The sequence below is a fragment of the Neorhizobium petrolearium genome, assembly GCF_029854435.1.
Taxonomy (GTDB): Bacteria; Pseudomonadota; Alphaproteobacteria; order Rhizobiales; family Rhizobiaceae; genus Neorhizobium; species Neorhizobium petrolearium.
The window spans coordinates 394,075-419,927 of the sequence record NZ_CP123001.1; the positions used below are offsets into that span (position 1 = coordinate 394,075).

At 59.4% G+C, this 25,853-nt stretch carries 21 protein-coding genes and 2 pseudogenes; 11 read left to right on the forward strand and 12 right to left on the reverse strand.

What is annotated here, in order from left to right; translation table 11 throughout:
• The first annotated feature begins 3 nt into the window (after window positions 1–3).
• From QEO92_RS28720 to QEO92_RS28745, 6 genes are all read left to right on the forward strand, one after another.
• Window positions 4–1,671: a gamma-glutamyltransferase family protein gene (locus QEO92_RS28720; protein ID WP_227705570.1), complete on the forward strand. Its 1,668-nt coding sequence runs from the start codon at window positions 4–6 to the stop codon at window positions 1,669–1,671.
• 48 nt (window positions 1,672–1,719) lie between these two features.
• Window positions 1,720–3,042 carry an extracellular solute-binding protein gene (locus QEO92_RS28725; protein WP_280107546.1) on the forward strand — a complete coding sequence of 441 codons (1,323 nt, stop codon included), beginning with the start codon at window positions 1,720–1,722 and terminating at the stop codon, window positions 3,040–3,042.
• Window positions 3,043–3,092: 50 nt separating this feature from the next.
• Window positions 3,093–4,025 (forward strand): carbohydrate ABC transporter permease, encoded by a 933-nt coding sequence (locus QEO92_RS28730; protein ID WP_227705572.1) that lies wholly within the window; start codon window positions 3,093–3,095, stop codon window positions 4,023–4,025.
• Window positions 4,022–4,918: a carbohydrate ABC transporter permease gene (locus tag QEO92_RS28735; RefSeq protein WP_227705573.1), complete on the forward strand. Its 897-nt coding sequence runs from the start codon at window positions 4,022–4,024 to the stop codon at window positions 4,916–4,918. The genes QEO92_RS28730 and QEO92_RS28735 overlap by 4 nt, the downstream gene beginning before the upstream one ends.
• Before the next feature lie 14 nt (window positions 4,919–4,932).
• Window positions 4,933–6,000: an ABC transporter ATP-binding protein gene (locus QEO92_RS28740; protein WP_227705574.1), complete on the forward strand. Its 1,068-nt coding sequence runs from the start codon at window positions 4,933–4,935 to the stop codon at window positions 5,998–6,000.
• Between the two features lie 290 nt (window positions 6,001–6,290).
• A complete protein-coding gene (locus tag QEO92_RS28745; protein WP_227705575.1) occupies window positions 6,291–6,542 on the forward strand; it encodes an antitoxin in 252 nt (83 codons plus the stop codon).
• Window positions 6,543–6,689: 147 nt separating this feature from the next.
• Here the strand turns inward: QEO92_RS28745 and istB are convergent, their stop codons facing one another.
• A complete protein-coding gene (gene istB, locus QEO92_RS28750) occupies window positions 6,690–7,466 on the reverse strand; it encodes an IS21-like element helper ATPase IstB (RefSeq protein ID WP_227704226.1) in 777 nt (258 codons plus the stop codon).
• Window positions 7,467–7,484: 18 nt separating this feature from the next.
• On the reverse strand, window positions 7,485–9,038 hold the full coding sequence (istA, locus tag QEO92_RS28755) for an IS21 family transposase (RefSeq protein WP_227704227.1): 1,554 nt from the start codon (window positions 9,036–9,038) through the stop codon (window positions 7,485–7,487).
• Between the two features lie 161 nt (window positions 9,039–9,199).
• On the opposite strand from istA, the gene QEO92_RS28760 reads away from it, so the two are divergent.
• Window positions 9,200–9,508 carry a type II toxin-antitoxin system RelE/ParE family toxin gene (locus QEO92_RS28760; RefSeq protein WP_227705576.1) on the forward strand — a complete coding sequence of 103 codons (309 nt, stop codon included), beginning with the start codon at window positions 9,200–9,202 and terminating at the stop codon, window positions 9,506–9,508.
• A gap of 136 nt (window positions 9,509–9,644) precedes the next feature.
• Here the strand turns inward: QEO92_RS28760 and QEO92_RS28765 are convergent, their stop codons facing one another.
• From QEO92_RS28765 to QEO92_RS28790, 6 genes are all read right to left on the reverse strand, one after another.
• Window positions 9,645–10,349, reverse strand: coding sequence for an aspartate/glutamate racemase family protein (locus tag QEO92_RS28765; RefSeq protein WP_200883931.1), 705 nt, complete (start codon window positions 10,347–10,349; stop codon window positions 9,645–9,647).
• Window positions 10,346–11,650, reverse strand: a complete 1,305-nt coding sequence (locus QEO92_RS28770; RefSeq protein WP_037148928.1) for a TRAP transporter large permease — start codon at window positions 11,648–11,650, stop codon at window positions 10,346–10,348. Before QEO92_RS28770 ends, QEO92_RS28765 begins: the two co-directional genes overlap by 4 nt.
• Window positions 11,647–12,216: a TRAP transporter small permease subunit gene (locus QEO92_RS28775; protein ID WP_227705577.1), complete on the reverse strand. Its 570-nt coding sequence runs from the start codon at window positions 12,214–12,216 to the stop codon at window positions 11,647–11,649. The genes QEO92_RS28770 and QEO92_RS28775 overlap by 4 nt, the downstream gene beginning before the upstream one ends.
• Before the next feature lie 29 nt (window positions 12,217–12,245).
• Window positions 12,246–13,292 carry a TRAP transporter substrate-binding protein gene (locus tag QEO92_RS28780; RefSeq protein ID WP_227705578.1) on the reverse strand — a complete coding sequence of 349 codons (1,047 nt, stop codon included), beginning with the start codon at window positions 13,290–13,292 and terminating at the stop codon, window positions 12,246–12,248.
• Window positions 13,293–13,606: 314 nt separating this feature from the next.
• Window positions 13,607–14,449, reverse strand: a complete 843-nt coding sequence (locus QEO92_RS28785) for a MurR/RpiR family transcriptional regulator (protein ID WP_227705885.1) — start codon at window positions 14,447–14,449, stop codon at window positions 13,607–13,609.
• A gap of 292 nt (window positions 14,450–14,741) precedes the next feature.
• Complete coding sequence (locus QEO92_RS28790) at window positions 14,742–15,695, reverse strand: LysR family transcriptional regulator (protein WP_037148917.1); 954 nt, start codon at window positions 15,693–15,695, stop codon at window positions 14,742–14,744.
• A gap of 93 nt (window positions 15,696–15,788) precedes the next feature.
• Between QEO92_RS28790 and QEO92_RS28795 the strand changes: the two genes are divergently transcribed.
• Window positions 15,789–16,748: an MBL fold metallo-hydrolase gene (locus QEO92_RS28795; RefSeq protein ID WP_037148915.1), complete on the forward strand. Its 960-nt coding sequence runs from the start codon at window positions 15,789–15,791 to the stop codon at window positions 16,746–16,748.
• A 252-nt stretch (window positions 16,749–17,000) separates the two neighbouring features.
• Here the strand turns inward: QEO92_RS28795 and QEO92_RS28800 are convergent.
• The 3 genes and pseudogenes from QEO92_RS28800 to QEO92_RS28810 all read right to left on the reverse strand — a co-directional run.
• Window positions 17,001–17,393 (reverse strand): annotated as a pseudogene (locus tag QEO92_RS28800) (LysR substrate-binding domain-containing protein); the annotation flags it as partial.
• Between the two features lie 14 nt (window positions 17,394–17,407).
• Window positions 17,408–18,112 (reverse strand): IS6 family transposase, encoded by a 705-nt coding sequence (locus QEO92_RS28805; protein ID WP_227705579.1) that lies wholly within the window; start codon window positions 18,110–18,112, stop codon window positions 17,408–17,410.
• A 120-nt stretch (window positions 18,113–18,232) separates the two neighbouring features.
• Complete coding sequence (locus tag QEO92_RS28810; protein WP_227705580.1) at window positions 18,233–21,376, reverse strand: autotransporter family protein; 3,144 nt, start codon at window positions 21,374–21,376, stop codon at window positions 18,233–18,235.
• 111 nt (window positions 21,377–21,487) lie between these two features.
• Here QEO92_RS28810 and QEO92_RS28815 point away from each other — a divergent pair.
• From QEO92_RS28815 to QEO92_RS28825, 3 genes and pseudogenes are all read left to right on the forward strand, one after another.
• Window positions 21,488–22,063 (forward strand): annotated as a pseudogene (locus QEO92_RS28815) (IS5 family transposase); the annotation flags it as partial.
• 202 nt (window positions 22,064–22,265) lie between these two features.
• The gene (locus QEO92_RS28820; protein ID WP_037148912.1) at window positions 22,266–22,514 is read left to right on the forward strand and encodes a type II toxin-antitoxin system ParD family antitoxin; all 249 of its coding nucleotides are present in this window, start codon (window positions 22,266–22,268) and stop codon (window positions 22,512–22,514) included.
• Entirely contained in the window at window positions 22,511–22,801 is a 291-nt protein-coding gene (locus QEO92_RS28825) for a type II toxin-antitoxin system RelE/ParE family toxin (RefSeq protein WP_037148910.1), read from the forward strand. The genes QEO92_RS28820 and QEO92_RS28825 overlap by 4 nt, the downstream gene beginning before the upstream one ends.
• A gap of 563 nt (window positions 22,802–23,364) precedes the next feature.
• Here QEO92_RS28825 and QEO92_RS28830 read toward each other — a convergent pair.
• Window positions 23,365–25,728, reverse strand: coding sequence for a hypothetical protein (locus QEO92_RS28830; protein ID WP_407722183.1), 2,364 nt, complete (start codon window positions 25,726–25,728; stop codon window positions 23,365–23,367).
• Window positions 25,729–25,853 lie beyond the last annotated feature (125 nt).

A 25,853-nucleotide genomic window follows, 5' to 3' on the forward strand; every position in this document is an offset into this window, starting at 1 on the left:
TGGATGAGTTTCGCCAATGCCCGCACCACAAGGCCGCTGCTTTTGGGAAGCCGCCATATGGTGTCTGCGGGGCATCCCTTGGCCGCCCATGCAGCGCTCATCGTCCTGGAGGCAGGTGGAAACGCCGTGGACGCCGGTGTTGCAGCGGGTTTCGCGCTGAATGTGACCCAGCCGGACATGGCAAACCTGGGCGGCGTGGCGCCGGTTCTGATCCATATGTCGGGGCGCGATCTGGTGACCAGCATTGCCGGCATCGGCCACTGGCCGGCGCTGGCCACGCTGGAGGCCGTGAAGGCGGCGGGGAACGGGCGAATTCCGGCCGCTCCGCAGCGCTGGGTGGTGCCGGGCGCGCTCGATGCTTGGCTCAAATCATTGGAATTATACGGCACGATTTCGGCCGCCGAGGCCCTGGCGCCGGCAATCGACCTCGCCCGCCACGGGTTTCCCGTCTATTATTTCCTCAGGCACAACCTGATCGAGGCAGCTCCTCTCTGGACCGGCTGGTCTAATGCCGCAGTCTACATGGCCGACGGCAGGGTGCCCGAGGAAGGCGAGCCGCTGCGCCAAGTGGCGCTCGCCGAAACTCTGGAGCGGCTCGCCGCCGCCGAAAAGGCCGCCGGCGGCAGCCGTGAGAACGGCATCCGCGCCGCCCGCGACTGTTTCTACCGCGGCGAGATCGCCGAGATCGCCGGACGGTTTTCGCAAGAAGTGGGCGGTTTCCTGCGCGCCTCCGACATGGCGGCCTACGAGGCGGCGGAGGAACCGGTCCTGTCGGTCACCTATCACGGCCGGTGCTTTTACGGCTGCGGGCCGTGGTCGCAGGGGCCTGCCGTGCTGCAGATGCTGAAGATGGCGGAGCGTTACGACATCGCCGTGCTGCCGGAAGCCGAACTGCATCACTTGCTGATCGAGATCGCCGAGCGGGCGCTTCACGAGCGCAACCGCTATTACGGCGATCCGCGCATCAACGAGATCGATACCGAATGGCTGCTGTCGGATGCGCATGCGGCCGAACTGACCGGTGGGCTCGACGCCTACCACCGGGCTGCGGACAATGATGCCCTCCCAAGACCTGGCCGCCGCAGCCCGGACACCACCTATGTCTGCGTCGTCGACCGTCACGGCAACGCGTTTTCCGCAACGCCGAGCGACAGCACGATCCTTGTGACCCCGATGATCCCCGGCCTCGGTTTCGGCCTGTCCGACCGCGGCCTGCAGGCCTCGCTCGATCCGGCCAACCCGAATGCGGTAGCGCCGGGCAAGCGACCGCGGCTGACCCCCAATCCGGGCCTGATGATGGGGCCGGAAGGGTTGATGGTCTACGGCACGCCGGGCGGCGAGGTGCAGACCCAGGCCATGCTGCAGTTTCTCATGCACCACCTGCATCGCGGCGCCGATCTCCAGGCCGCCGTCGAGACGCCGCGCTGGGCGAGCTACGGCGTGCCGGCGACCGAGGATCCGCATTCGGCCAGGCCCGGCCTCGTTTATGTCGAGGAGCCGCTGATCAACAAGGTCGGCCCGCGGCTGAAGGACCTGGGACACGACCCGAAGCCCTGGCCGCGTCTGGCCGCGCTTTCGGGAGGAATATGCGCCATCCGCAGGGACGCCGGAACCGGCGTTCTTTCGGGCGCCGGAGATCCAAGGCGTATGAGCTACGCCATGGGCAGGTAGACGACCGCCGGAACGGCAAACGACCCAAACGAAGAAACAGAGGAGAGCATGATGATAATTTCACGTCGTTCGTTGATGAAGACACTGGGCGCCTCCACCGCCGCCCTGACGCTTGCCGGGCCGAGCGTCCGCGCCGCCTTTGCACAGGCCGCCGGCAAGCTGGTATATTGGGGCCATAACTACGACACCCGCGTGAAGATCGTGAACCAGACCATGGTTCCGGGCTTCGCAAAGGATGCCGGCATCCAGGTCCAGCACGAGAATTTCGAAACCAACCAGAACGAGCTCAAGATCCTCACCGCCTGGACCGGCGGCGGCGGTGGTCCGGACCTCGTTTCGGTCGGCGCCAACAACTTTGCGAACTATGTGTACCGCAAGCTGGTCTCGCCGGTCGATTACACCGCATTCGGCTTCAAGTCGCAGCAGGAGCTGATCGATGCGTTCGAGCCGGGCGCGCTGGACGGCTTCATCGTCGACGGCAAGCTCTATGCCATGCCGATGGATCTGGCCTCGATCTCGATGTACTACCGCAAGGACTTCTTCAAGGAAGTCGGCCTCGACCCGGAAAAGCCGCCGACGACCTGGGACGAAGTCACCGAGATGGGCAAGAAGCTCATCAAGCGTGATGGCAACGGCACCGTCACCCGCGCCGGCTGGGGCTGGATGGCCCGCAGCGCCTCCTCGCATTTCTACTACTGGGGCTCGCTGCTGCCGCAGAAGGGCGTCGATTTCCTCAATGCCGACGGTTCGGCCAACGGCTTCAAGAACGACGCCGGCCTGGCGGCCTTCCAGTATGTCTACGATACGTTCCATGGAGCGAACCAGGTGTCGGCGCTCGGCCTCGCGCCGACCATCAATCCGGTCGACGATTTCGCCTCCGGCCGCGTCGCGATGCTGAATGCCGGCCTCTGGCTTGCGCCGGGCATCGAGCAGAAATACCCGAACGTCACCTTCAAGGACGGCGTCTATGGCGTCGCCCGCCTGCCGCAGTTCAAGGACGGCACGCCGGCGACCCGCCTCAACCCGTGGATCTACATGGTCAGCTCGACCTCGAAGATGCAGAAGGAAGCATGGCAGTTCGTGTCCTACATGACCCAGCGTCCGGAAAGCCGCGACATCTGGTTCAAGGAAGCCAACTACGTCCTGCCCTGGAAGGGTTTCCGCGAAACTCCGGTCGTCAAGGCGCTGCCCTATGCGATGCCGTTCTTCCAGGATCTGGCGATCGGCAAGCCGCTGCCGAACACGCACCGCTTCGCCGAACTGGCGAGCGCCGTGTCGCAAGCCTATGATCGCATCTCGGCCAATGGCGACAAGCCGGAAGCCGTCGTGTCCGATCTCGCCGACCAGATCGACAATCTCGTGGCGGAATGATCCGCTGATCCGACTGCGCATGACATAAAAAAAGGGGAGCTATCGACCCAATGACTGAGCCGATGTCCGGCGCTGCAACCCTGCAGCGCCCCTCCCTCCCTAAAAGGGGACGGCGGAAAACGAAGACCTACCATTATCCGGGCACGGCCTGGCTGATGGTGGCGCCCGCCGTCCTGTTCTTCTGCGTTTTCGTCTTCTATCCGGTCGCCAACGCGATATACGTGTCCTTCACCTCATGGGATCTCGTCAGTGCCCCGAAGTTCATCGGCTTCCGGAACTATATCCGGCTGTTTTCCGACAAGACCTTCCTGAACTCGGCGCTGGTGACGATCTATTACACGCTGATCCTGATCGCCTTCGAACTGCCGCTGGCATTGGGCCTTGCCATCCTGCTCGACCGCAAGATCAAGGGGAGGGGACTCTACCAGGCGATCATCTTCGCGCCGGCCGTGCTGACCATGGTGGCGGTGGCGATGATCTGGCGCGTCGTCTACACGCCGGTCGGCGGCCTCTACCTGATGTTTACCGAGCCTTTCGGCATAGCCGGCCTGCAATGGCTGAACGACAAGGATCTCGCCATGCCGGCGGTGCTGATCGTCAGCGTCTGGAAGAATGTCGGTTATTACATGGTGATCTTCCTGGCCGGCCTGCAGGCGATCCCGACCTCCTACTACGAGGCGGCGCGCATGGACGGCGCCGGCAGCTGGAAGCTCTTCCGGCATATCACGCTGCCGCTCCTGAAGCCCTTCATCCTGTTCGTCATGGTCGTCTCGATCATCCGCGCCTCGCAGGCCTTCAGCCTGTTCTATTCGCTGACCAACGGCGGGCCGGCGAGCGCCACCAAGGTGCTGCCCTATCTCATCTACGAGGTCGCCTTCGGCTTCAACCGTATGGGGTATGCCTCGGCCATGGCCGTCGTCATGTTCGGCTTCCTGCTGGTGCTCACCGCGATCCAGTTCCGTGTCCTGAGGCCGCAAGCATGACGATCACAGCCAGCGAAAACCAGGCGACCGCCGTGCGCCGCAAGGCGAAGTCCCGTCGCGGGAAGTTCAAGCTCGATCCGCAGGGCCTGCTGATCCATGTCCTGCTGATCACCGCCTCCGCCGTCATCATCTCGCCGCTCCTGTGGATGGTGGTGACGACGATGAAGGAGCAGCAGGACATCTTCACCAAGCCGCTCTGGTACATCCCGCCGCAGCCGCGCCTGTTCGAGAATATCGGGCACGTATTCGGCAAGATCGACTTCATCCGCTATTTCCTCAACAGCCTGATCGTCTCGACGTCGATTACGGTCCTCGACCTGTTCTTCTCGTCGATGTGCGGTTTTGCACTGGCGAAATACCGTTTCCCCGGCCGCGTCATCGTCTTCGGCTCGATCATCGCCACGATGATGATCCCGTTCATCGTCATCCTCGTGCCGCAATACATCCTGGTGCGCGATTTCGGCTGGCTGGATTCCTATGCGGGCCTGATCATTCCCGCCGCGATCAGCAGCTTCGGCATCTTCATGATGCGCCAGGCTTTCCTCGGCACGCCGGACGAGTTGCTGGAGGCCGCTCGCATCGACGGCGCCAGCGAATGGCGCATCCTGTTCCAGATCGTCTTGCCCATGCACGTGCCGTCGCTGATCTCGCTCGCCATCCTGCGTTTCCTCGGCGAATGGGACAGCCTGCTCTGGCCGCTCGTCGTCACCAATGGCGAAAACATGCGCACCATGTCGCTCGGTCTGGCGCTTCTGCAGGACGACCGCTACGGCACCGACATTCCCATGCTGATGACCGCAGCGACGATGGCGCTCGCCCCGATCGTGCTCGTCTACGCCTTCCTTCAGCGCTACTTCATCAAGAGCGTCGCAGGCTCCGGTCTCAAACAATAAGAAGAGGTTTTCCCATGGCTCGGGTCGAGATTTCCCAACTTGAGAAAAGCTACGACGATTCCGAAGTCGTGCGCGGCATCGATATCGATATTCCGGACGGCGAGTTCGTCGTGCTGGTCGGTCCCTCCGGCTGCGGCAAGTCCACTTTGCTTCGCATGATCGCCGGGCTGGAAAGCGTCACCGACGGCGAGATCCGCATCGGCGACACTGTCGTCAACGACATCGCCGCCAAGGATCGCGACATCGCGATGGTCTTCCAGAACTATGCGCTCTATCCGCATATGACGGTGGCCGAGAACATGAGCTTCGCGCTGAAGCTGAAGGGCGAGGCAAAACCGGCGATCGAGCAGGCGGTGAAGCGCGCCTCGTCCATCCTCGGGCTCGATGCCCTGCTGGCGCGTTATCCGAAGCAGCTTTCCGGCGGCCAGCGCCAGCGCGTCGCCATGGGTCGCGCGATCGTCCGCGATCCGAAGGTCTTCCTGTTCGACGAGCCGCTCTCCAACCTCGATGCGAAGCTGCGCGTCCAGATGCGCTCCGAGATCAAGGAACTGCACCAGCGGCTGAAGACGACCACCATCTACGTGACCCACGACCAGATCGAGGCCATGACCATGGCCGACCGGATCGTCGTCATGCAGGGCGGGATCGTCGAGCAGGTCGGCGCGCCGCTCGAACTCTACGACAAGCCCGCCAACGTCTTCGTCGCGACCTTCATCGGCTCGCCGTCGATGAACCTCTATTCCGGCACGGCGGAAGCCGGTGACGGCGGCCTGGTCATGCGCACGCAGGAAGATGTGGTCATGCCGCTGCCCAGCGGCCGCTCGGATCTCGCAGGCCGCAGGATTGTCTATGGCATCCGCCCGGAGGATATCGTCGTCGGGGCAGGCCCGGGTGTCGTCGCCAGCATCAGCACGATCGAGCCGACCGGCGCTGAGACGCTGCTCCTCTGCAAGGTCGGCAGCGTCAACACGGTGGTGGTCTCCCGTGAGCGGGTAAGGCTTGGGCCGGGTGATGACATCTCGCTAATCTTTCCGATCGAGCGCCTGCATCTGTTCGATGAGGCTACTGGGCGCAGGATCTAGTCGCAGTATCGGTGGTTCCAGGTGAACCAGATATTGAAGGTCGCACGTCCATGAATTGGCGTTATGCCGCTATCGTTATGGAGCGGGGCCGCCGGTTCAGCTCTCATCAACTGCACGCACACGTCTAGTGACCGGTGTCTGGGGGTCTGCTCGAGCAGAGGTAGCTAGGGCGGATCGGTCTTCTTCGAAATAGCAGATCCCTCCAGGCGACATCGGATCAGAGGTATCGGCGGTGGCCACATACCCACATATGTGTTAATGTGGGAGTTCTCAGTTCAGGAGCACGTTAGATGAGCCGATTGACGATCGATATAACGGACCAACAACATCAAAGCCTAAAGGCGCTGGCCGCTTTGCAGGGCAAGACAATCAAGCAGTATGCACTTGAGCGCCTCTTTCCCGGTGACCCAGATGGAGAACGAGCCTGGGAGGAGTTGAGGACGTTGATGAACACGCGCGTCAATGAGGGGCTCGCCGGAAGACTGTCGACCAAAACCGTAGGTGAGATCCTCGACGAGGAGATTGCCGAGGGTCGTGCTTGACGGCCTACATTCTTACCGCGGAGGCGGAATCGGATCTACGTTGCGGATTTCGGATTAACGGGACATCGATTCCGGTAAATCCCGGACAGTCGTTTCACTAAATCGCGGACAGTCTGGCGGGATCGACTTTCGTTCGCCTGGTTGATGTCATTGGTTATTGATTTCGGCGTTTTGCGCTTCGGTCAAGAGCGGTCTTGGTTTTTGCTTCCTCATGCTGTCTCCCTCGAGCGCAATTCGATGGGCGTTATGGACGATACGATCGAGGATGGCGTCAGCGATCGTTGGTTCGCCGATCATCTCGTGCCACTGCGCGACGGGAAGCTGGGCAGTGATCAGAGTGGATTTCCGGCGGTAGCGCTCTTCGAAGATTTCCAGGAGATCGAGCCGCTGCTGATCGCTGAGCGCGTGGGTTCCCCAGTCATCAAGGATGAGCAATTGAACACGCGCGAGCTTGTCGACCAATCGGGGAAACCGCCCGTCGAGGCGCGCCAGCGCCAAATCCTCGAAGAGACGGGGCATGCGGACATAGAGAACGGAATAATCGAGGCGGGCCGCCTGCCGTCCGATGGCGCAGGCGAGCCAGGTTTTGCCCGTTCCCGTTTGTCCGGTCAGGATCAAGTGCTCATGGGCTTTGAGCCATTCGCCTTGGGCAAGCGAGAGGAGCTGTCGGCGGTCGAGGCCGCGATGGGCGGCGAAGTCGATATTCTCGATGCAAGCGTCGGGGAAACGCAGTTTGGCGATTGCAAGCCGGTTGGTCAGGCGCTTGTCGCCGCGCACGGCCATCTCCCGATCGAGCATCAGGCCGAGCCATTCATCGCGGTTGAGATCGATGCCCTCAGTTTGATTGGCAAGGTCGCGATATGCTGCCGCCATGCCGGATAGGCCGAGCGCATGCATCTGGTCGAGGGTTGGATGTGTGAGCATGTGAGTATCTTCCTTTCTTCACTGGTAATAGGAGCTGCCGCGGATGTTGCCATGCACCGGGGTGGGCTTGACCGGCTCAACACCAGGCGGGGTCTGATCGAGACCGGATTTGAGGATGGTGCTGACGGAGGAATAGCTGAGCGCATTGATCGTCAGTGCCCGATCGCACGCCGCTTCCAGACGCTCGGGGCCGTACCGGCGCGCAAGCGATAGAACGCCTTGAGCGGCGCGGTATCCTTGCTGAGGATGAGGTCTATCGCGCATCAGCCGCTCGATCAGGATTGCAGCGTTGCGGCCAATCTTTGCAGCTTGCTTGATGAGGCTCGCAGGTGTCGTGTTGGCATAATGCTGATGTGTCTTCGGCATGTGCTCGTTGACGGTGACATGACCGCCCCGCTGCGACGTCCGGCGGTGGCTGGCGACGCGTTGGTGATCATGGAAGATCTCGACGATCCGGCTTGTAAGCCGGACATTGACCTTGCGGCCGATCAGGCGGTGCGGCACGGAATAGAAGGCCTTGTCGACCTCGACATGGTAGTCGGGATGAACCTTTGCCGACTTCCATTCGGAGTATTCGAATGGCGTTGCCGGCAAGGGCGCAAGCGCGTCTTGCTCGATCTCCTCGAAGAGCTGCCGCCGGGATTTGCCAACCCGGCGCATCGGCCGGCTATTGAGATCGTCGAGAAGCTGGCTGATCCGCACGTTGAGATCGACAAGGCTGAAGAAACGGTCGTTTCTCAGCCGCGCCAGGATCCAGCGCTCGACGATGAGAACGCTGCCTTCGACCTTAGCCTTGTCCTTCGGCCGTTTCGGACGGGTCGGCAGGATCGTCGTGTCGTAATGCTCGGCGAATGCCGCAAAAGTGGCGTTGATGGTCGGCTCGAACCACAAGGGCTTGGCAACGCCGGCCTTGAGGTTGTCGCAGACGATGGCTTTCGTCACACCACCGAAGAAACCCAGCGCCCGCTGCTGACCCTCGATCCAGTCCGGCAACCGTTGAGTGAAGCTTGCATAGGCGAAGGTGTACAAGGAGGCTGGCAGAACCGCGACGAAGATCTGCGCCAGCCGGATTTCGCCCGTCACCGGATCGATCACCGGGACGGTTTGGCCGGCGTAGTCGGTCTGCATCGCCGCGCCGGCTGTGTGGCGATTGCGGAAGGTGGCGTTGGCGCGCTGTTCGAAAGCGGCGAACCGCTCGCAGAACCACGTGTATCCGTAACCGTTGGGGTGCCGTTCGCGATATTCCTGCCACAACAGCGTCAGTGTCACGCCCTTCCGCTTCAATTCACTGGCGATCTTGCCCCAGTCGGGTTCGTGCATGTCCTGGGGCGGACGGCCGCGACGATGGAACAGGCGGCGCTGCAGAATGCCATCATCGTCCAGCCCAGGCGGCAACGGCCAGCCTGTCAGCCCGGCCTCACGCGCCCGCAGCAGGTAGGTCGAAATGGTCGTTTTGCTGATCTTCAGCCGTTCCGATATCGCACGAACCGAAAGCCCCTGTTCGTACGTCAGTCGCAATATCGATCGAATGTCCTTCACGTCAGTAAGTCTCGCCTGCTTCCGTCTCGCCATTCATCAGCCCCTCGTTCAAATCGAGGTCCAGAATGGCAAAACGGCGCGTGCGAAAGTCGATCTCTTTATCCCGAAAGACTGTCCGGGATTTACCGGAATCGCTGTCCGCGAATTAGCGGAAATGCTGTCCCGGATTTAGTGAAATTGCTGTCCGGGATTTAATGGAATCCCTGTCCGCGAATTACCGAAACCCGCATCTACGTTCGGTAATCCGCTACACACGTGCGCAATGGGGTGCTGCCCAGGTACGCCGCTACGTCTCGGGTTTGGAGCGAGGTATCGCAAACCTTGCCGAGGGCAAAGGTCCTTTCAAGGATATGAGCGCGCTTTATCCGGCGTTACGAATGGCGCGATGCCAACACCACTACGTCTTTTGTCTGCCTCGAGAGGATGCGCCCGCCCTCATCGTGGCGATTCTTCATGAACGAATGGATCTCATGAAGCGTTTGATTGATCGTCTGAACGAATAATGTTGGACGGAGGCGAGATTACCTGAGCGCAAGGTCGACAAATCGTTGTCATCGCGTGGTCAAAAGGGGGGTCGCCAGTTCTAATCGCATCAAGAGCAATAAGCTCAGATCCTGCATGGACCTGGCTTGAACACGGCTAAAGAATCTGGCTCCTCAGGTAAACTAGCCCTTCCGCCATCTTAATAGCAGCAGCGACGCCGTCGATCACCGGAATACCAAACTGCTGCTCAAGGTCATTTGCGCGTCCGGTCAGGCCACCTGAACCAAGCAGAATTGCCTTCGCACCGTCTTGGTCGACTGCTTCGCGCACCGCTGACAGGATACGTCTCTCCGTATCGCTGTCTCCTCCCGCGGCCGCAGCGACACCAATACCAGCCGCTCGAACCGTGCAAATATCGGCAGCCCCGTAGCGAGCCAGCAGGCGGTGGATGCCGGGCACGGCGGAATGGACCGTGGTGATGATGGAAAACCGTGCGGCCATGGTGCGCGCCGCAGCAATCCCTGCCTCACAGGTTCCAACCACCGGAACCCCGGTCATCTCCCGCGTTTCGAACAGCGCGATATCGTCGAAGCAAGCAAAGACATAGGCGTTAAAACGGTTATTGAGCGTGCGGCGCACGAGGTCGAGCACTTGCGGCACGGCGGCGTCGCGATGCTCCATCGTCTCGATGGAAAACGGTCCCTCCGCCGGGTTAACGACGGTCACCGAGGTTTCCGGCGTTACGATTGCTTCTGCAACTTGGCGGACACGCTGTGTGACAGTCGGATTGATGTTGGGGTTGATGACCAGGAGGCGCCGTTGCGGCGCCTCCTTTTCTGAGGACGCGAGGCTGCTCATCATCGGCCCGCCAGCATGTTTGGAAGCCACAAAACGATGCCGGGGAAGAACATCAAGACGATGGCAAAGACCATCATGATGACAACGTAAGGGACGGCACCCTTGATCACGTCGCTGTAGGGGCCACCGTCGATGCGCACCCCTTGCACAACGAACAGGTTCATGCCGACAGGCGGGGTGATCAGCGCCACCTCGCACATAATGACGATGAAGATGCCGAACCAGACCGGATCTATGCCCGCGGCAATCACGATCGGGATCACGATCGGCACCGTCAGCACCAGCATCGACATGGCGTCCATGAAGGTGCCGAGCACCATGTAGAAGGCCAGCAGAACGAAGAGCAAAGCGATCTGGCTGAGATCGAAGGATGCGATCCACTGTGTCATGGCCTGCGCGGCGCCGGTCATGGAAATCGTGACATTGAGCAACAGGGCGCAGACCAGCACGATCATCACCATTCCACTGGTTTTGGCGGCCTGGATCGAGCAATTGACCAGCAGGTCGAAATTGAGGCGGCCGTTGATCCCGACGAAGAACAATGCGATGACTACGCCAATGGCCGCCGATTCCGTGGGCGTTGCCAGACCGCCGTAGATCGAGCCCATGACGACGCCGAAGATGATGAAGGGTGGGATCAGGTATTTGCCAAGTGCGAGCTTCTGGCGTAGCGGCATGTCAATCAAATCCTTCGCCTCTGCCCCGGCCTTGCCATGGACCAGGAAGATGTAGATCGAGAAGCTGAGCGCCATCAGGATGCCGGGCACCACGCCGCCGGCAAAGAGCTGGCCGACAGAGGTGTTGGCGAGCGAACCGTAGACCAGCAAGTTGACGCTTGGCGGAATGAGGATGCCCAGTGTGCCGCCTGCAGCCAGTGAGCCAAGCGACGGCTTCATCGGATATTTGTATTGCTGGAGCGCCGGCAGCGCGATGGTGCCGACTGTTGCCGCCGTTGCGACCGACGAGCCTGACGTAGCGGAAAACAGCGTGCAGGTCGCGATATTGGTGTGCAGCAGGCCACCCGGCAGTCGGGCAAGCCAGACCGCCAAGGCGTCGAACATGCGGTCGGCAATGCCGCCCCGCAGAAGCAGTTCCCCCAGCATCATGAACAACGGGATAGCCAGCATGGACGGGCTGTTGAGGCTCGACCAGATCACCCCGCCCATCATGTCGACGAGCGGCATGCCGTACATCAGGTAGCCGCCCAGCGCGCCAACGGCGATGATCGCCACCGCGACCGGGAAACTCAGGAACATCAGGACCAACATGGCTGCAAAGCCGATACCCACGATGGCAATGCTCATTGGGCAGCTCCTTCGCGCTTCTTGAGGTCGTCGAGCTCGGCCTGCAGTTCTTCCTGGGCGGAGACCGGGCCGAAGTGCCGGTTGAGCACCTGCCATTCGCCGTGTGACATCAACATCACGGCTCTGCCGGCAAAAACGAGTGCGGCAATGGGGAAGGTTGCCATGGCGACTAGCCATACGGTCTGCGGATAAATCAGTGGCGTCGCCCAGGGTGTCTGGGCAATCGACTGATAGGTCTGGGTATCGATAACCGTATCGACGGTGAAGTAGAAAAAATATCCCGCCAGCAGCGCGATGGTGATCGCCGAGATGCCGTTAAGCACGGCCTGGGCCGTTTTCGGCATCAGCGCCGTCAACTGGTTGATGCGGATATGGGAATTCTCGACGAGAGCCACGGTGAAGGCGAGCGGGGCGGCGATGGCAATCGCGTAGCCGCCCAGTTCATCAATCCCTCCCAGCGAATAGGAGAAGAACTTTCGCAGCAGTGTCTCGGCCGTAATGGCCAGAGACAAAAGGATCATCATGATCCCGAATGTCATGCCAAGTATGCGTGCATAGGTCTGCATGGTCTCCTCTCCTTCGCCGGTCAATGGTGTCAGAGGCCGAGTTCTACGCCGACCGACTTCTTCCATTCAGCTTCGCAATCGGGAGCGACGGCGTTGCACTGCTTGGCCCAGGTCGGCAGGGAGACTTCGCCAACTGCAGCGGCGACGGTCTTGAGATCGGCTTCGGAGACCGCAGCCTCAATCAGTTTGTAGGGCTTGCCGCGTTCGCAGGGGGGCTGCCCGGTATTGCAGCGCATGGCGTCTTCATAGAGCTCCTTAGAAAACGCCCAGATATCTGCATTAAGTTCGTTGATGGCGCCTGCGAGCTTTGTCTGCTGTTCCGGCGTGAATTTGGCCCAGCTGTTCAGATTGATGGCGTACCCGTTGACCGCCAGCTGCAGCGCAACGGGCAGAACGGTGGTTGCGGCCTCAGGCCAGCCGCCTGAGTTTGCCGAGGCCGGGCCGGTGATAGCGCAATCGACCACGCCGCGTGACAGGGACTGTTGCACTTCGCCGAACGGCATGGAAATGCCTGTGGCGCCGAGTTTGGCGACAAAGTTCGCCGCGCTTTGGTCGCCGACGCGAACCTTCATGCCCTTAAGGTCGGAAAGTCCCTTGACCTCCGGCTTGCAGAAGATCACCTGCGGACCAGCCGGCCAGACGCCGAGCAGTTTGGCATTGAACTGGCTTTCCAGCCTTGCGCCGACATAGCCGCTGAAAGCGTCTATATGCTTCCTGCCGGCTTCGAAGCTGGTGTTGAGACCAACGAGGTCGAGGCCGAGCACGGAGGGCTCATCACGGCTGACCTGCGGGCCGCGGATCGAGACGATGTCGAACAGGCCCGACTTCAGGATGCGCAGCCCATCGGTATCGGGAATGCCGGCGACGTCAACGGGCAGGTATTCGACCTTGATGTCGAGCCCGGTCTTCTCGGCCAGCGCCTCGAAAAACGGCTTTTCCTTCTGCTGGGCAATGAGGCCTGATCCCGAGGGCTGGCCAAGCACGCGCAGTGTGATGGTTTCGGCCCGCGCCGCAGAAAACGGCGTGGTGGAAAACAACAAAACGCTCGTCAGGGTGATCATGAGGCGGTTGAACATGCGATTATCCTTTCTTGGCCAACAGGCGCGGTGTTCAGAAAATCAAATTCACACTTTCGGACGCGATCGACATCGGGGTAGGCATCAGCATCAGCATTACTATTGCCTGAAATTCCAGCAGTTCGTCCCCCGGCGTCTTATGCGCCTTTCAGTACCGATATGGAATGCAGATTTCATGCCAGATTACATGAAATCATAGTTTCATATTTTGAATCAGATAGTTGAATGCACGATACCCGAAAACCAGTGATGAAACGAAGTTTTCTTTAGATTAAATAATGACCGATCATTTCATGCAGGTGCACAAAAGCGGCTCACAGCTCTTCGAGGCTATCGTTCAACACTTCGATACCGCGTAGCCGGTTGCGCCCCGAAACGCCTGAGATTTCGATGCAGCGCGTGGTGATGAGATGGCACAGGGCCATGACCGAGACATGGTTGAACAGTGGCCCCGGAGCCAGGGTGTGGCAGCGGAAATGCCAGGTGGCGCTGGAGAGAAAGGAGACCCCTTCATCCGTCACGTAAAGCAATCTGGCTTTCGATTTTTCGATCTGCTCGAGGACAAGGTCCATGCGGGCAATGCGCCGGCGCAGGCCGAAGACGATCACCACGTCGTCATGGGCAAGGCTTACCAGGTGTTCGCCCAGGGTTTGGCCACCGCCGGGAATGGCGACGATGTTCTCCACAACCTGTGTCAGTTGCCACTGCAGATAGCTTGCGAAGGGATGACTGGCGCGAAAGCCCACCACCCAGACCTTGCGCGCCTGGACAATGGCCGATGCGGCGGATGAAATCTGGCTATCCGATATGGCCAGGAACGTCGATTCCAGATTTGCGACGCCCTGGGCCACATGCGCTGCGACGGACTGTTCAGCGCCGGCATCCGCCGCTGTTGTCAGGAACAGCCGCGAACCGGTCTGCTTTTCTGCTCGCGCATGGCGCCGCGCTTCATCATAGTTTTCATAACCTAGACGCTGGACGAAACGCGAGACGGTTGCCTTGGACACATGGGCAAGGGCCGCAAGTTCCTGCGCCGAATAGCTCGCGAGTTCGCCGGGAAAATCGCAGACAAACTCCCCCAGGCGCCGTTCAGCCGGATGGAGACGCGGCAAGATTTGCCGAACACGGGTTAGAAACGATAGCTCTTTGGTGCGCACAACTGATCCCATGAAATTCCAGTTTCATGACTCTAGTTGTGATGCGCTTGGTTTGGGATGGCAAGTACGTCGGTGTTGTCAGCTGCCGATATGGTGGAAACCCGCTCGGAGCTAAGGAGTGTGCGAGGCGCTCCATGTCGAGATGCTCTTGAAAGAGAGCAGCCGGTATTCGTTGCAAGAGGTTGTCGCTTTTTCGTGACTGCGTGTTGTGCAGTTGACTCAAATCACGGGGTCGATGGTTCGAGTCAGTTCAAGGCGAGGCCCCGAAACACACGCTGATCATTACGAAACGTCAGGCCGCAATATCCGCGACATTACCCCCGTTCGTCCTCAGCATGGCCTCACGGATTTGCTGCCGCAACCATGCGCAGCCAAGATCGCTGTCTGTCTGAAGCGGCCAGACCATAGCCACCGGTGGAAAAGAAAGTGCCAACGGCACCGCGCTGACCTCGAGCCCCAACAGCGGCCCGTAACGAAGCGCGATGCGCGAAGACACGGTGGCAATTACCGCAGATGAACGCGCCGTGGCCAATATCGACATGAAATCGGGTGCTGCCGCCACCACTTCCAGCTCTGCGCCCGCATGATCCAGCGCATCCTTAACGCAGCCATGCAGGCTGTCAGTTTGGGAGATCACCGCGTGTTGTGCCGCCATATACGCATCCAGACCCACAGGGTTAGAAAGCTTCAGCAATTGCGGATTGAAACAGCACAATACGCTGGACTGATACAGCGGCTCGCTATGGTGCCGTGAGTCCGGCAGATAGCTGCACCCCACAGACAGATCGATGACGCCCGCATCCAGCATCGCGTCGACCTCCGCCGCATCACCACCGCGGGCGAGAATGCGGATACCCGGCGCGATATCCCGCAGCCGTGCCGTCAGATCGGGCAGCAATAGCAGTTCCACCTCGCTGGAAAGTCCCAGCCGGAATGTACGTTGCTCGGTGGCCGGATCGAATGCATCCGCCATCAACACCGCCGCCTGCGCCTGCCGCAGAGCCTGCCGCACCGGGCCGGACAAATTCAGCGCTCGTGCGGTGGGCTTCATCACCTGTCCTACACGGATGAAAAGCTCATCCTGAAAAAGCGTGCGCAGGGTCGATATGTTGTGGCTCATCGCAGGCTGCTGAATTTTGAGCCGTTGCGCCGCGCGGGTCACGCTCATCTCTTCCATCATCGCGTCGAAGGCGACGAGAAGATTGAGGTCGAAGGAACGTAGATTGAAATGATCAATGACTTGCATGCGTGGTATCGATTTGATTGCTGACCGAGACATCCTTAGCTCAAGGGCAGGAACTTGCAAGCCGTTCCACACCCTCACCCAAGGAGCAAAGCCATGCCATCCCGCCGTTCCATTCTCAAAAGCGCTCTGACCGGTCTGGTCACAGCACCCTTCGTCGCACCATCAATCGCCTTCGCCAAGGCACCCTATGCCGCTGTTCAGGCACCGGGTTTCTACCGGCTGAAAATCGGCTCCGTGGAGGTCACGGCGCTGTCGGACGGAACTGTAGCCCTGCCGCTTGCCAAGCTCTACACCAACACCAGCGAGCACGATGCACAAAACGTGTTAAAAGACGCGTTTCTGCCGGAAATGGTCCCAACCTCCGTCAACGCTTTCCTTGTCAACACTCGAGAAAGACTGGTGCTGATCGACGCAGGCACTGGTGCCTATCTAGGGCCATCGCTCGGCAAACTCGAGTCCAACATTGAGGCTTCCGGTTACAAGATGGATGACATTGATGATGTCGTCCTCACCCATATTCATACTGATCATTCCGGCGGGTTGATAAGAAATGGCAAACGCACCTTTCCCAACGCCACATTACGGGTCAATGAACGCGAGGCGAAATTCTGGCTGAGTGCGGCAAACGCCAAGGCGGCGACCGGCATCGTCAAGCAGCATTTTGGCGAGGCGGATCAGTGCGTGACGCCATACGTTGAAGCCGGAAAATTCGAAACCTTCGCGGACAACGCAGCGCCCGTTCCCGGTCTTGGTTCCATTCTGTATGCGGGACATACGCCGGGTCACAGCGCCATCACGCTGGAAGGCGGAGGCCAGAAGATCGTATTCTGGGGCGACATCACTCATGGCGATATTCTGCAGTTCGATGAACCCGGCGTCGCTATCGAATTCGATATCGACCAGAAAGCCGCTGTGGCTGCACGCGAGGTTGCGTTCAGGCAGGCGGTGGACGGCAAATATCTGGTGGCAGGCGCGCATATCGCCTTTCCGGGCATCGGCCATGTCCGCAAAGACAGCACGAATTACGACTGGCTGCCCATCAACTACGCTTAAGATCTGACAGCCGGCTGTCATCCGGCGAAACAGGCGGATCCGTGAAGAGGCTCCACAACAGCCTCTTCTTCCATAGTGACGAACGTCGTTTTCGCCGCGGGTCTTGCCAGTCTGACCTTCTGGAGCCGCGTGCCCATTCTCAGCAATCTGCGCCACCTGGGCCTGGTTTGGGCCCGCCGAACCAGGGAATTGCTGGGCGTTATAGGTGCCCAACCCGACGCACAAAACCCAGTGAGCTCTAGCTACTGACAGCTAGGACGACGTCAGTCTATACGCGCGAACGTGGTCAATGAGCGCGCGCAGCTTGGGCGCCATATTCCGGCGATTGGGGAAGTAGATGAAGAACCCCGGAAAGGGCGGCAGATAGTCGTCTAACGCCGTGATCAACTCGCTGCGGACGATATATGGACGAAACGTCTCTTCGAGTGCAAATGTAATGCCGCTGCCGGCGAGCGCGGTCCGGACCATAAGATGCAGATCGTTTGTGGTGATTTGCGGTTTGACGGCGACGTCGAAAGGTATGCCATCCTCCTCGAACTCCCATCGATACGGCGCAGCACTTGGAGACGGACGCCATCCGATACAGCGATGATGCACGAGTTCCCGAGGTGATGTCAGGTTAAGTCCCGCGGCTAGGAATCGGGGGTGCTGCGGAGTGTTCAGGCGGCAATTCCAGCGACGCCCTTCCAATGGGCCATCGCTGCAAGGCGATGTAGATGGATGTTGAAGGCTGAGTGCCGAGATCGTGCTGGGACGAAGAGATTTCGGACAGCAGAGAAGATGCTGACGAAACGTTGCAGTCCGCCTGGCGAGCGAAATCGCTGCATCACCCGCTCTCGTTTCCGTAGAGGAAGATGCGAGTTTTCGGCGCGGTTGTTCAGCCCCTTGTGTGATCGATGCTCGACTGTGGGCATCAACTGCCGCCGGGCCGCACCGTAAGAGCGAAGCGTGTCGGTGACGATACGTTTCGGCTGACATCCCTGCTTCTTCATCAACCGGATCAGCAGGCGCCTGGCAGCCTTGGCGTTGCGGCGGGTCTGGACGATCTCGTGGAGTCCATAGCCGTCTTGATCGACCGCGCGCCAGAGCCAGTGCTTCCGGCCACCGATCATCACGACCACCTCGTCCAGATGCCAAATATCATCCGGATTTGGCGGCTTCCGACGCAAGCGAGCGGCATAGTCCGGGCCAAACTTCTTTGCCCAGCATCGGATCGTCTCATAGGAAACCATGATGCCGCGTTCCAACAACATTTCCTCGACCAGACGCAGGCTCAATGGAAAACGAAAATACAACCAGACCGCATGGGCGGTCACAGCGCGAGGAAAACGATGGCGCTTGTAGCTAACTGGGCTCTTGCTCATCACCGCGAAATAGCCGCAAATCTTTCAGCCCAAGTTAACCTGACATCACCCCAGAAGCTATTGCAATCTTCGTTTGATATTTTCGTATTGTCGATCTTGTCTCCGATCAATCTTTGCAGCCTAGAATTTGACATTCAGACCTATTCTCCCAGTCAGGGTATAGCTGTCCCCGAAATTGTTCAGACTGGTGTCGACCGTGGCCTCGCCATAAAGGGCATATTTATTATTGCTCCAATTGTAAGTGCCGCCAAGGCCGAGGCCGCCCCAGAGCGGGTCCTGTTCGCTTGCGAGCTTGACACCGGAAAGCCTGACATCCGAATTCGACTGAAAGTCGTAGTAGAGGTTCGCGATGCCATAGCCATGGAGGCGGCTTGTCTGACCCGTGCCGTCAATCCAGTTATCCTCGTAGTCGACGGAGATACCGAGGCGTCCCCTGAGGTTGTGGGCCTCCGTCAGCGAAACTGTGCTGCCGAAAGCGTCGGTGAAGTCGTCGTAGTCGATTGCCGAATAGGTCAACTGCGCCTGCGGAGTAACTGACCAATTGGTATCGAGCGCCATCTGTTGGCCGGCTTCCAGCCCGAATGCATAGCCGAAGCCATCATTGCCCGAAATCAGGCTGGTGCCGGCAGTGGAGGAGGACAGATCGCTGTCGTACCAGGTGGCGTTCGCCTGGGCGTCGAGATAGAAGCCGGTTTTCCCGTACCAGGTCATCGATCCGCCGACACCATAGCCCGTGCTGTTGATCGACCCGCCGCCAGAACTTGAGGACACATCGGCGGAGATGGTGCCGTAGCGCACAGAAAAACCACCGATGAGATCGCCTAAGTCTCCGGAATAGAGCTGACCATCCGCCCCGACCTGCAATTGCCAGATATCTGCGTCGTAGTTGGCCCTGGTCGTCGAGTCCCTTGGATCGATGCTGGTATGGCGGCCCAAGATTCTCCCCCAGATACCGCGTCCGGCAGTATCGGCATTGGGCTGCGCGTCCGCTGTAACCGAGCCGTCAGACCACGAGCGGTTGCCCAGGCGCTGTTGCAGCGTGTCGAGTTCGTTGAAGCTCTGCAATACCCCGACATAGGCCTCGTAGATCGGAGCACCCGGCTGGTAGAGTGGAGTATCAGGCGCATCGGAATTCAACAGGACCGAGCGCAGATACCAGTCACCATCGGCGGGCGTACTGACGCCGCCCTGATAAAGGCGATAGGCATAAGCACCCGCGACTACGGCCGGGTCACCTTCGAACGTGTAACTGCCCAAAAGTGTGAAGCTTCCGGCTGACGTGCCGACGACATCGACAATCTTGATGCCCTCGCTGGTTTGCGCCCCGGCGCCGCCGACGTTGATGACGTGAACATCGGTGCTGCCGGACGTGTTCCCGGTAACGACCAGCTTATCGGTAGTGGAGCTGTCGTCTCCGAGCACTGTCTCGATTTCCAGGGTACCGCCATTGCCGATATAATTGCCGGAAACAGTCAGCGTGCCGATCGAATTGCCGGGCGCGATGACGCCGCCGACAAAGTTGGTGGTGTCTCCTACCTCGCCGATGCCCTGAAGCCGCCCGCCTCTGACTTCCATCGCGCCGCCAAGAATACCGTTGACCGAAAGGATGCCGTTCTGGACCTGTGAAACACCGGTGAGGCTTGAACTGTCGGCCGTGAGGATAGTCTGCCCCGTGCCGATCTGATAGACGCCCCCCGTTCCCGAAATCGTCCCGCCGAACGTCACGACATCCGAACGGTTGAAGGCCAGGATGCCGTCATCGGTCACGTCGCCAAGGATAGAGCCCGTCGTTCCGCCGTCACCGAGCTGCAACGTGCCGTCGGTGATTGTAGTGCCGCCACCATAGATGTTTTCGCCGGTCAGGGTGAGGGTGCCCAGGCCGTCCTTGGTCAAGCGGCCGACGCCGGTAATTACAGGAGCGATGCCGATGTCATGGCCATCGGTATCGATGATGCCGCCACCAGCTCCCAACTGCACCTGCTGAGTGCCATAGTTGGAAAAGAACACGGCATTGTCATCGATGGCTCGCACGATGCCCCCATCGAGCGTGAGATCCGCGGTTCCCATGCCGCCCCGAAATCCACTGGTTTCCAATACCCCGCGAGCACCCGGCGTGCCGTTAATGTTCAGCGTTCCGATTGCATCAGTTGCCGAAACACCAAGCCAAACCCCGGTCTTTGCGAACACCCGCCCCCCGTCGTCAATGGTCATCGAGCCGACGCCGAAATTCCCCAGGGTGAGGTTAAAATCCGTCACCTGCCAGCTGGAGCCATTCCCCGTCACGGTGACACTTCCATCGCTGCCGACACTGGCGCCGACATAGCCTTGGTTGCTGATGACGGCAGCGCCGTTCTCGACGCGCATAGTACCCGTAGCGAAGCTCCCGATCGTCAGCTGTCCCGTGTTGAGCCAGTTCGAGCCTGGGCCAGTCACAACTGCATCACCAGTGTCTGAATCACCGACGATACCCAATGTGTTCGAGACACTGCTGCCGTCTTCGATACGCAAACTTCCGTTGTCGATGGTCAGCCGTCCGGTATTTTCCCAGGACGACCCGGGCCCTGAGACCAATGCATTGCCGTGGAATGATTGGCCAAGGATAGCATCGGTGTTGACGATAACCTTGCCGCCGTCGAGGATATTCAGTGTGCCGGCCCCGCCATCGCCGACCGCGAAATAGTCGTTATTGATCCAGGTTGATGCATTGCCGCCAGCGTCGGTGCCTGAGATAGTAGCAATGCCACCTACGACGCCGCTGCTGTTGGTGACAAGGCCGCCATCCTCGATAGTGAACGTTCCCCCATCCGTACGGGTTTCCGTGGTCGTCAACGTGGATCCTGTTCCTGTTACGGTCACCGTCCCTCCAGACCCTATGGAGACATTGTCGCCTTCAGCGGCGTTGCCGGAAATCACTGCGTTGCCGGGGTCGACTTCGATAGAGTTGGAGGCATCCGGCACGGTGGACGTGTCCCAGTTTCCGGCGTCGAACCAATCGTCGTTCCCTGCTGCGCCGGTCCAGGCAGTCTGCGCCAAGGCAGGGTATGCGGCGCCAGTGATCAAGCAGCCAATCAACGCAACGCGCGGCAGGCGCAGATTGTACCATCTGGTGGCTGGTTCACATCCGGTTCGCACCCGCATGGGTGAGCTTGACGAAAAGAACCACGTGCAAGCCGCCCCGATCGGCGATGGATGAAAAAAGACCCCGCGCATCGAGGCAACTGGAATGAATTCGGGGCTTCTGGCTGACCCCTGGAATTTGCGCATCGTCCTTCTCCGTGACAACAAGTCTAAAAGGACGCAAAACCAAACCTCCCCGAATGACAGCATCTTCTGGTTAATCGATAATAAATCGCGGGTTGTATTTCTAGCACGGCCATCTATGGTGCTGGCCAATGGCTGGAAGAAAAACACGGCGTAAAATCCCGACGCAGCTGGCGAAAGCTGCATCTAGCTGTTGACGCCGACAGTGGGGAGATCATTGCACATAGTCTGACAGATCAGGAAACCGGCGATGCCTCGCAGCTGGAGCCGTTGCTGAATCAGATCGACGATGAGATCGACCAGTTCACTGCCGATGGAGCTTATGATGGCTATCCAACCTACGACGCAGTTCTCCGTCACAGCGCAAACGCAAGGGTCGTCATTCCACCGCGCTCGAACGCTGTTGAACGGCCCAACATCCAAGCATCCTGCCAGAGAGAGGATCACACAGCATCCATGCAGGCAGATGGTCGACTGAAATGGCAGGCATTGACCGGCTATGGTAAACGAGCTTTGGTTGAAACCGCGATGGGTCGATACAAGGGCGTCATTGGACTGCGTTTGCACGCTCGGTCATTCCTCGCTCAACAGACAGAGGCTGCGATCGGCGTCGCCATCCTGAACCGAATGCTTGCCTGCGGACGCCCGAAATCCGTTCGTTGCCAAGCCTCGACGGGGGCAACCAAGTAATCGGCCCATCAAAGACCGACTTCCGCACATTTGCTGATACCCGCACCAACGCCACGCGGCAACCAATTTTTTGCAACGGAGCCGCCTCCTGCGTGCGGCAGCCCCGGCCGCCACGCGCAGGAGGCTGACCTTGCTGGCCGCACGATAAATTTTGCCATTGTACCAATTTTTGGTATATAATTAAAAGATAGGAGATTCCGACATGGCTCGAAACACATCCATTTCGCTTGGCGATCATTTCGCCACTTTCATTGACACGCAAGTCCAGGCGGGGCGCTACGGTTCGGCCAGCGACGTGGTGCGTGCAGGCCTGCGCCTGCTCGAAGAGCACGAGGCCAAAGTGAAGGCATTGCATGCCGCGTTGATCGAAGGTGAAGAATCCGGCCCTGCAACCGCCTTCGATTTCGACGCCTTCAATGCGCGCAAGCGCGCCGCATTTGAGGCGAAATGACCGGCTTCATACTGTCCCCCGCCGCGCAGGCCGATGTCGAGCGGATTTGGGACTACACGGCGACACGGTGGAATGTCGATCAGGCAGAGCGATATATCCAGAATATTAGGGACGCATGCCGCGCACTGGCCGCCGGCACCCGCGTCAGCCGCCCCGTCGATATTCGCGAAGGATACCGGAAAGTCTCGGTCGGCTCCCACTTCATCTATTTCAAAAGCAACGATACGGGGCAGATCGTCGTTATCCGCATCCTTCATCAAAGAATGGACGTCGATAACCGTCTTTGATGGCTATGCAGGCCACGCCACAGGCTCACGCGACAAATCCTTTACCGTTCCCCGCCCCGCCGCGTCTTAGCGGTGCATCAGACTCTTGACGCGCCAGATGATCGTAGGTGACGCAGGTCGCCGCGAATGTCGCGCCTGTGGGCGACGGAACGAATGCGTCATCGTGTCCGTGGCCTCCTTGGAAACCGAAGCTTCGGTGACCAGTTCGACCGGTTGTTCAATATAAGGAGCGCATTTCTGCTTGGTCGGCCAATGGGTGACATAGCAGCCGGGACCCCGTCGACGCGCGGTCGCTGGCAAGGCGCGTGGTGTGTGCGAGAATTGAACCAGCCAGAAGCGGCGCGTTCCAGTCGCGAGAGCATTATCTTGACGATCTGCTGGACGCGGGCCTGCAGCTACCGTAGATGCGTTTCCTCGCGTGGGCCACCAACGCGCGGAATCGTCATTGAAATTCTCCCTTTAAATCGCGGGGCGCCGGTTCGAATCCGCTCAAGGCGGAGACGAGGACGCTCGGCCCAGATGCAACATGGTCTGAGTATCCGAGCCGAGCATCTCATTCGATCTTACGCAGCTTCCCAAACCTGATTGAGGATCTTTGCGGCCAGTGCGGCCTTGTCTTGCGGAAGGAAGCGACCGTAGTGCTGCTGAACGACATCGGGTGTATCCTGAATTGCGTAGCTCGCCTGCTCGTAGGATCCGGTCTGCTTCAGAATATGCGTCGCAAGAATGTCCCGTAGGTTATGGGGTCCATGCGGCAACAAGCCTTTGATGGCACCTCGCCCAGTGTAAGGATTATAAATTCCATAGCGTTGGATGACGGTCCTCCAGGCTTCGTAGAACGTGGTCGAGTTGTAAGCTGCGTCGGTGCTGGTGGTCTTCACCGTTTTGACGAACAGGGTTCCGGGGTCTTTGGCGCCGCCAAGGAGGACACCACGATGACGGTCGATATAGGCATCGAGATATTCGTAGAGGTCGAGCAGGTCCGGCAATATCAGCCGAAACGGTTTCTGTCCGAAGAAGGATGAACCGGAGTTTTTGAATGCGACCGACGGGATAAGGACCTCCCACCCATGGTCGCGATCACTCCAGCGCAGCTCACCGCATTTCAAATCCTCCAGCCGGCGTTCTGACGTCGGATAGTGTCCACGGGGGCAGACACGAAGTTGGCGAAGGTTCTTTTGCCTGAGACCAAGGTGCAGGCCCAGTCGAAGCAATAGGAATGATCTAACGGCTTCGGCAGCCGGTCGTGGATATCTGTTCTCATCCGGCATACGTCTCACGATCTCGTCCGTGATCTTGCGATATTCCGCCAGCGGGCTGTCCGCTTCAAGTACACACATGATCGGTTCAAATGGATCGCGATGCACGCGCATCACTCGCTGGATCTCCTTGGAACGGTTAGCGGCGTGTCGGTGAAACGCATCACAGGCGCCATGCCAGTCGCGAGCCGCGAAATCGATTTCTTCCTGCTCAATCAAGCCCGCAATGGGCCTGACATTCCGAAGCAGTTCCGGATGCTGCCGGATCCAACCGACGTCCGCGCGAGATAGGGCTTGGGCGACCATCAGCATGTCTTCTTCCCACTTGGTGTAGAAGCCACGTCGCTGTTCCCGCCACTGCAGATACCAGTCCCAAACGCCGGGGAAGACGAGAAGGCCGAAGCTTAACTGGCTGACTGGCACACCGAAACCCTTCACGACACCGTTTGGCGAGGCCGCAAGCGCACCAAACATCAAGCCGAGGTGCTCAATCTTCTGGGAGGCCGTTTCTTCACCCCAGACGCCGTTCCGTTGGAACCCCGTCGCCGTCAGCGTCGAAGTCTTGAAGCGGATGAGATCAGCCATTTCCATGGCAAGTCTCGGCGGTGCGTCGACAATGCCGGAGAGCAGATCAGGATCATCAAGTTCTGCGGCAACGTTCTGATTGGTGCCGGCCGCCGAGGCCAACGACCGAGAGGAAAGAAAGCTGCTGCCATAGGTGACGCCGGGAAATCGGATGGCATATCGCTGCTTGCTGGCCGCCGCCTGATAGCGGCGATATTCCGTAGAGCCGGAAATGATCACCCGGCGCACCCAATCGAGAATCTCCTCGCGCTTGGTAAAGGGCAGGCTGTTGAAGTCTTCGGGCAGGTGCAATGAAATCCGTCGACGCTCAGCTGGGCTGATGTCACCGAGATCGTGACCATACAGCGAGCGCGCCTGATGCGGCAGTTTCTCTTTGAAATATCCCTCTGAAAGTCGATAGCGTCGCTCGATGCGGCGGAGGATATTGAAACTGGCAACAGATCGGGGCACGCGCTCTCCCTGGATCCAGGATAGCAGTGTCTTATTGTCGAAGGTCTCATTCAGATGAACAACGGCGCGGTAAAGCTGCCAATAGGTGTCGCCGAACCGACGCATATGATAGACCAGTGCATTCTGAAAGCTCGCCGGGTCCTCGGTCGCGTCGAACAGTGGTTCTGGGAAAGGGCTGATCGGTTTTGGAGTCGGCCCACGTGGCACCGATTCATATGGGGCAACAATGCCATCGGCCGTCGCACGTTGAGGCTTTCTGGTTGAAGTCGCGGAGGCTGCCTTTTTGGCGGGCGCCATCTTGTCCGGGCGAGCGGTCGGCTTTGGTGGCCGTTGTTCTTCGACTGCTGGCGGTCCGTCTAGCCATCGGATGATTGCATCCAGGCCTGGCTGAAGCTGCTTTTTCAGTTCTACTGTCAGCTCGGCTTCGACACCACAGGCTTGGCCTATCGCCGTCCAGTCGAGTTGGCCACTCCGGAGCGGGGGCGATTTCCGATAGATGATTAAGCTCATCAGGAAGGGCCGGATGTTTTCCAGCACCCGTTTGGATGTGATCGGCGCGATACGCAGTTCGCAGAATTGGGATATTTTTCGCTGAAAATGACGTGATGAAAGATCGTGTTTGGGCATGCTCATTCCGTTTCTCTCGGCAACAGTGCCGAGGGCGAGCGGAAATATGACGCGAGCTTTAACAAAGCATGTATCGGGCGTGTCACTTCTAATGGCGCCCGTTCATCGTGTTAGGCGCCGATGTCGCCCGG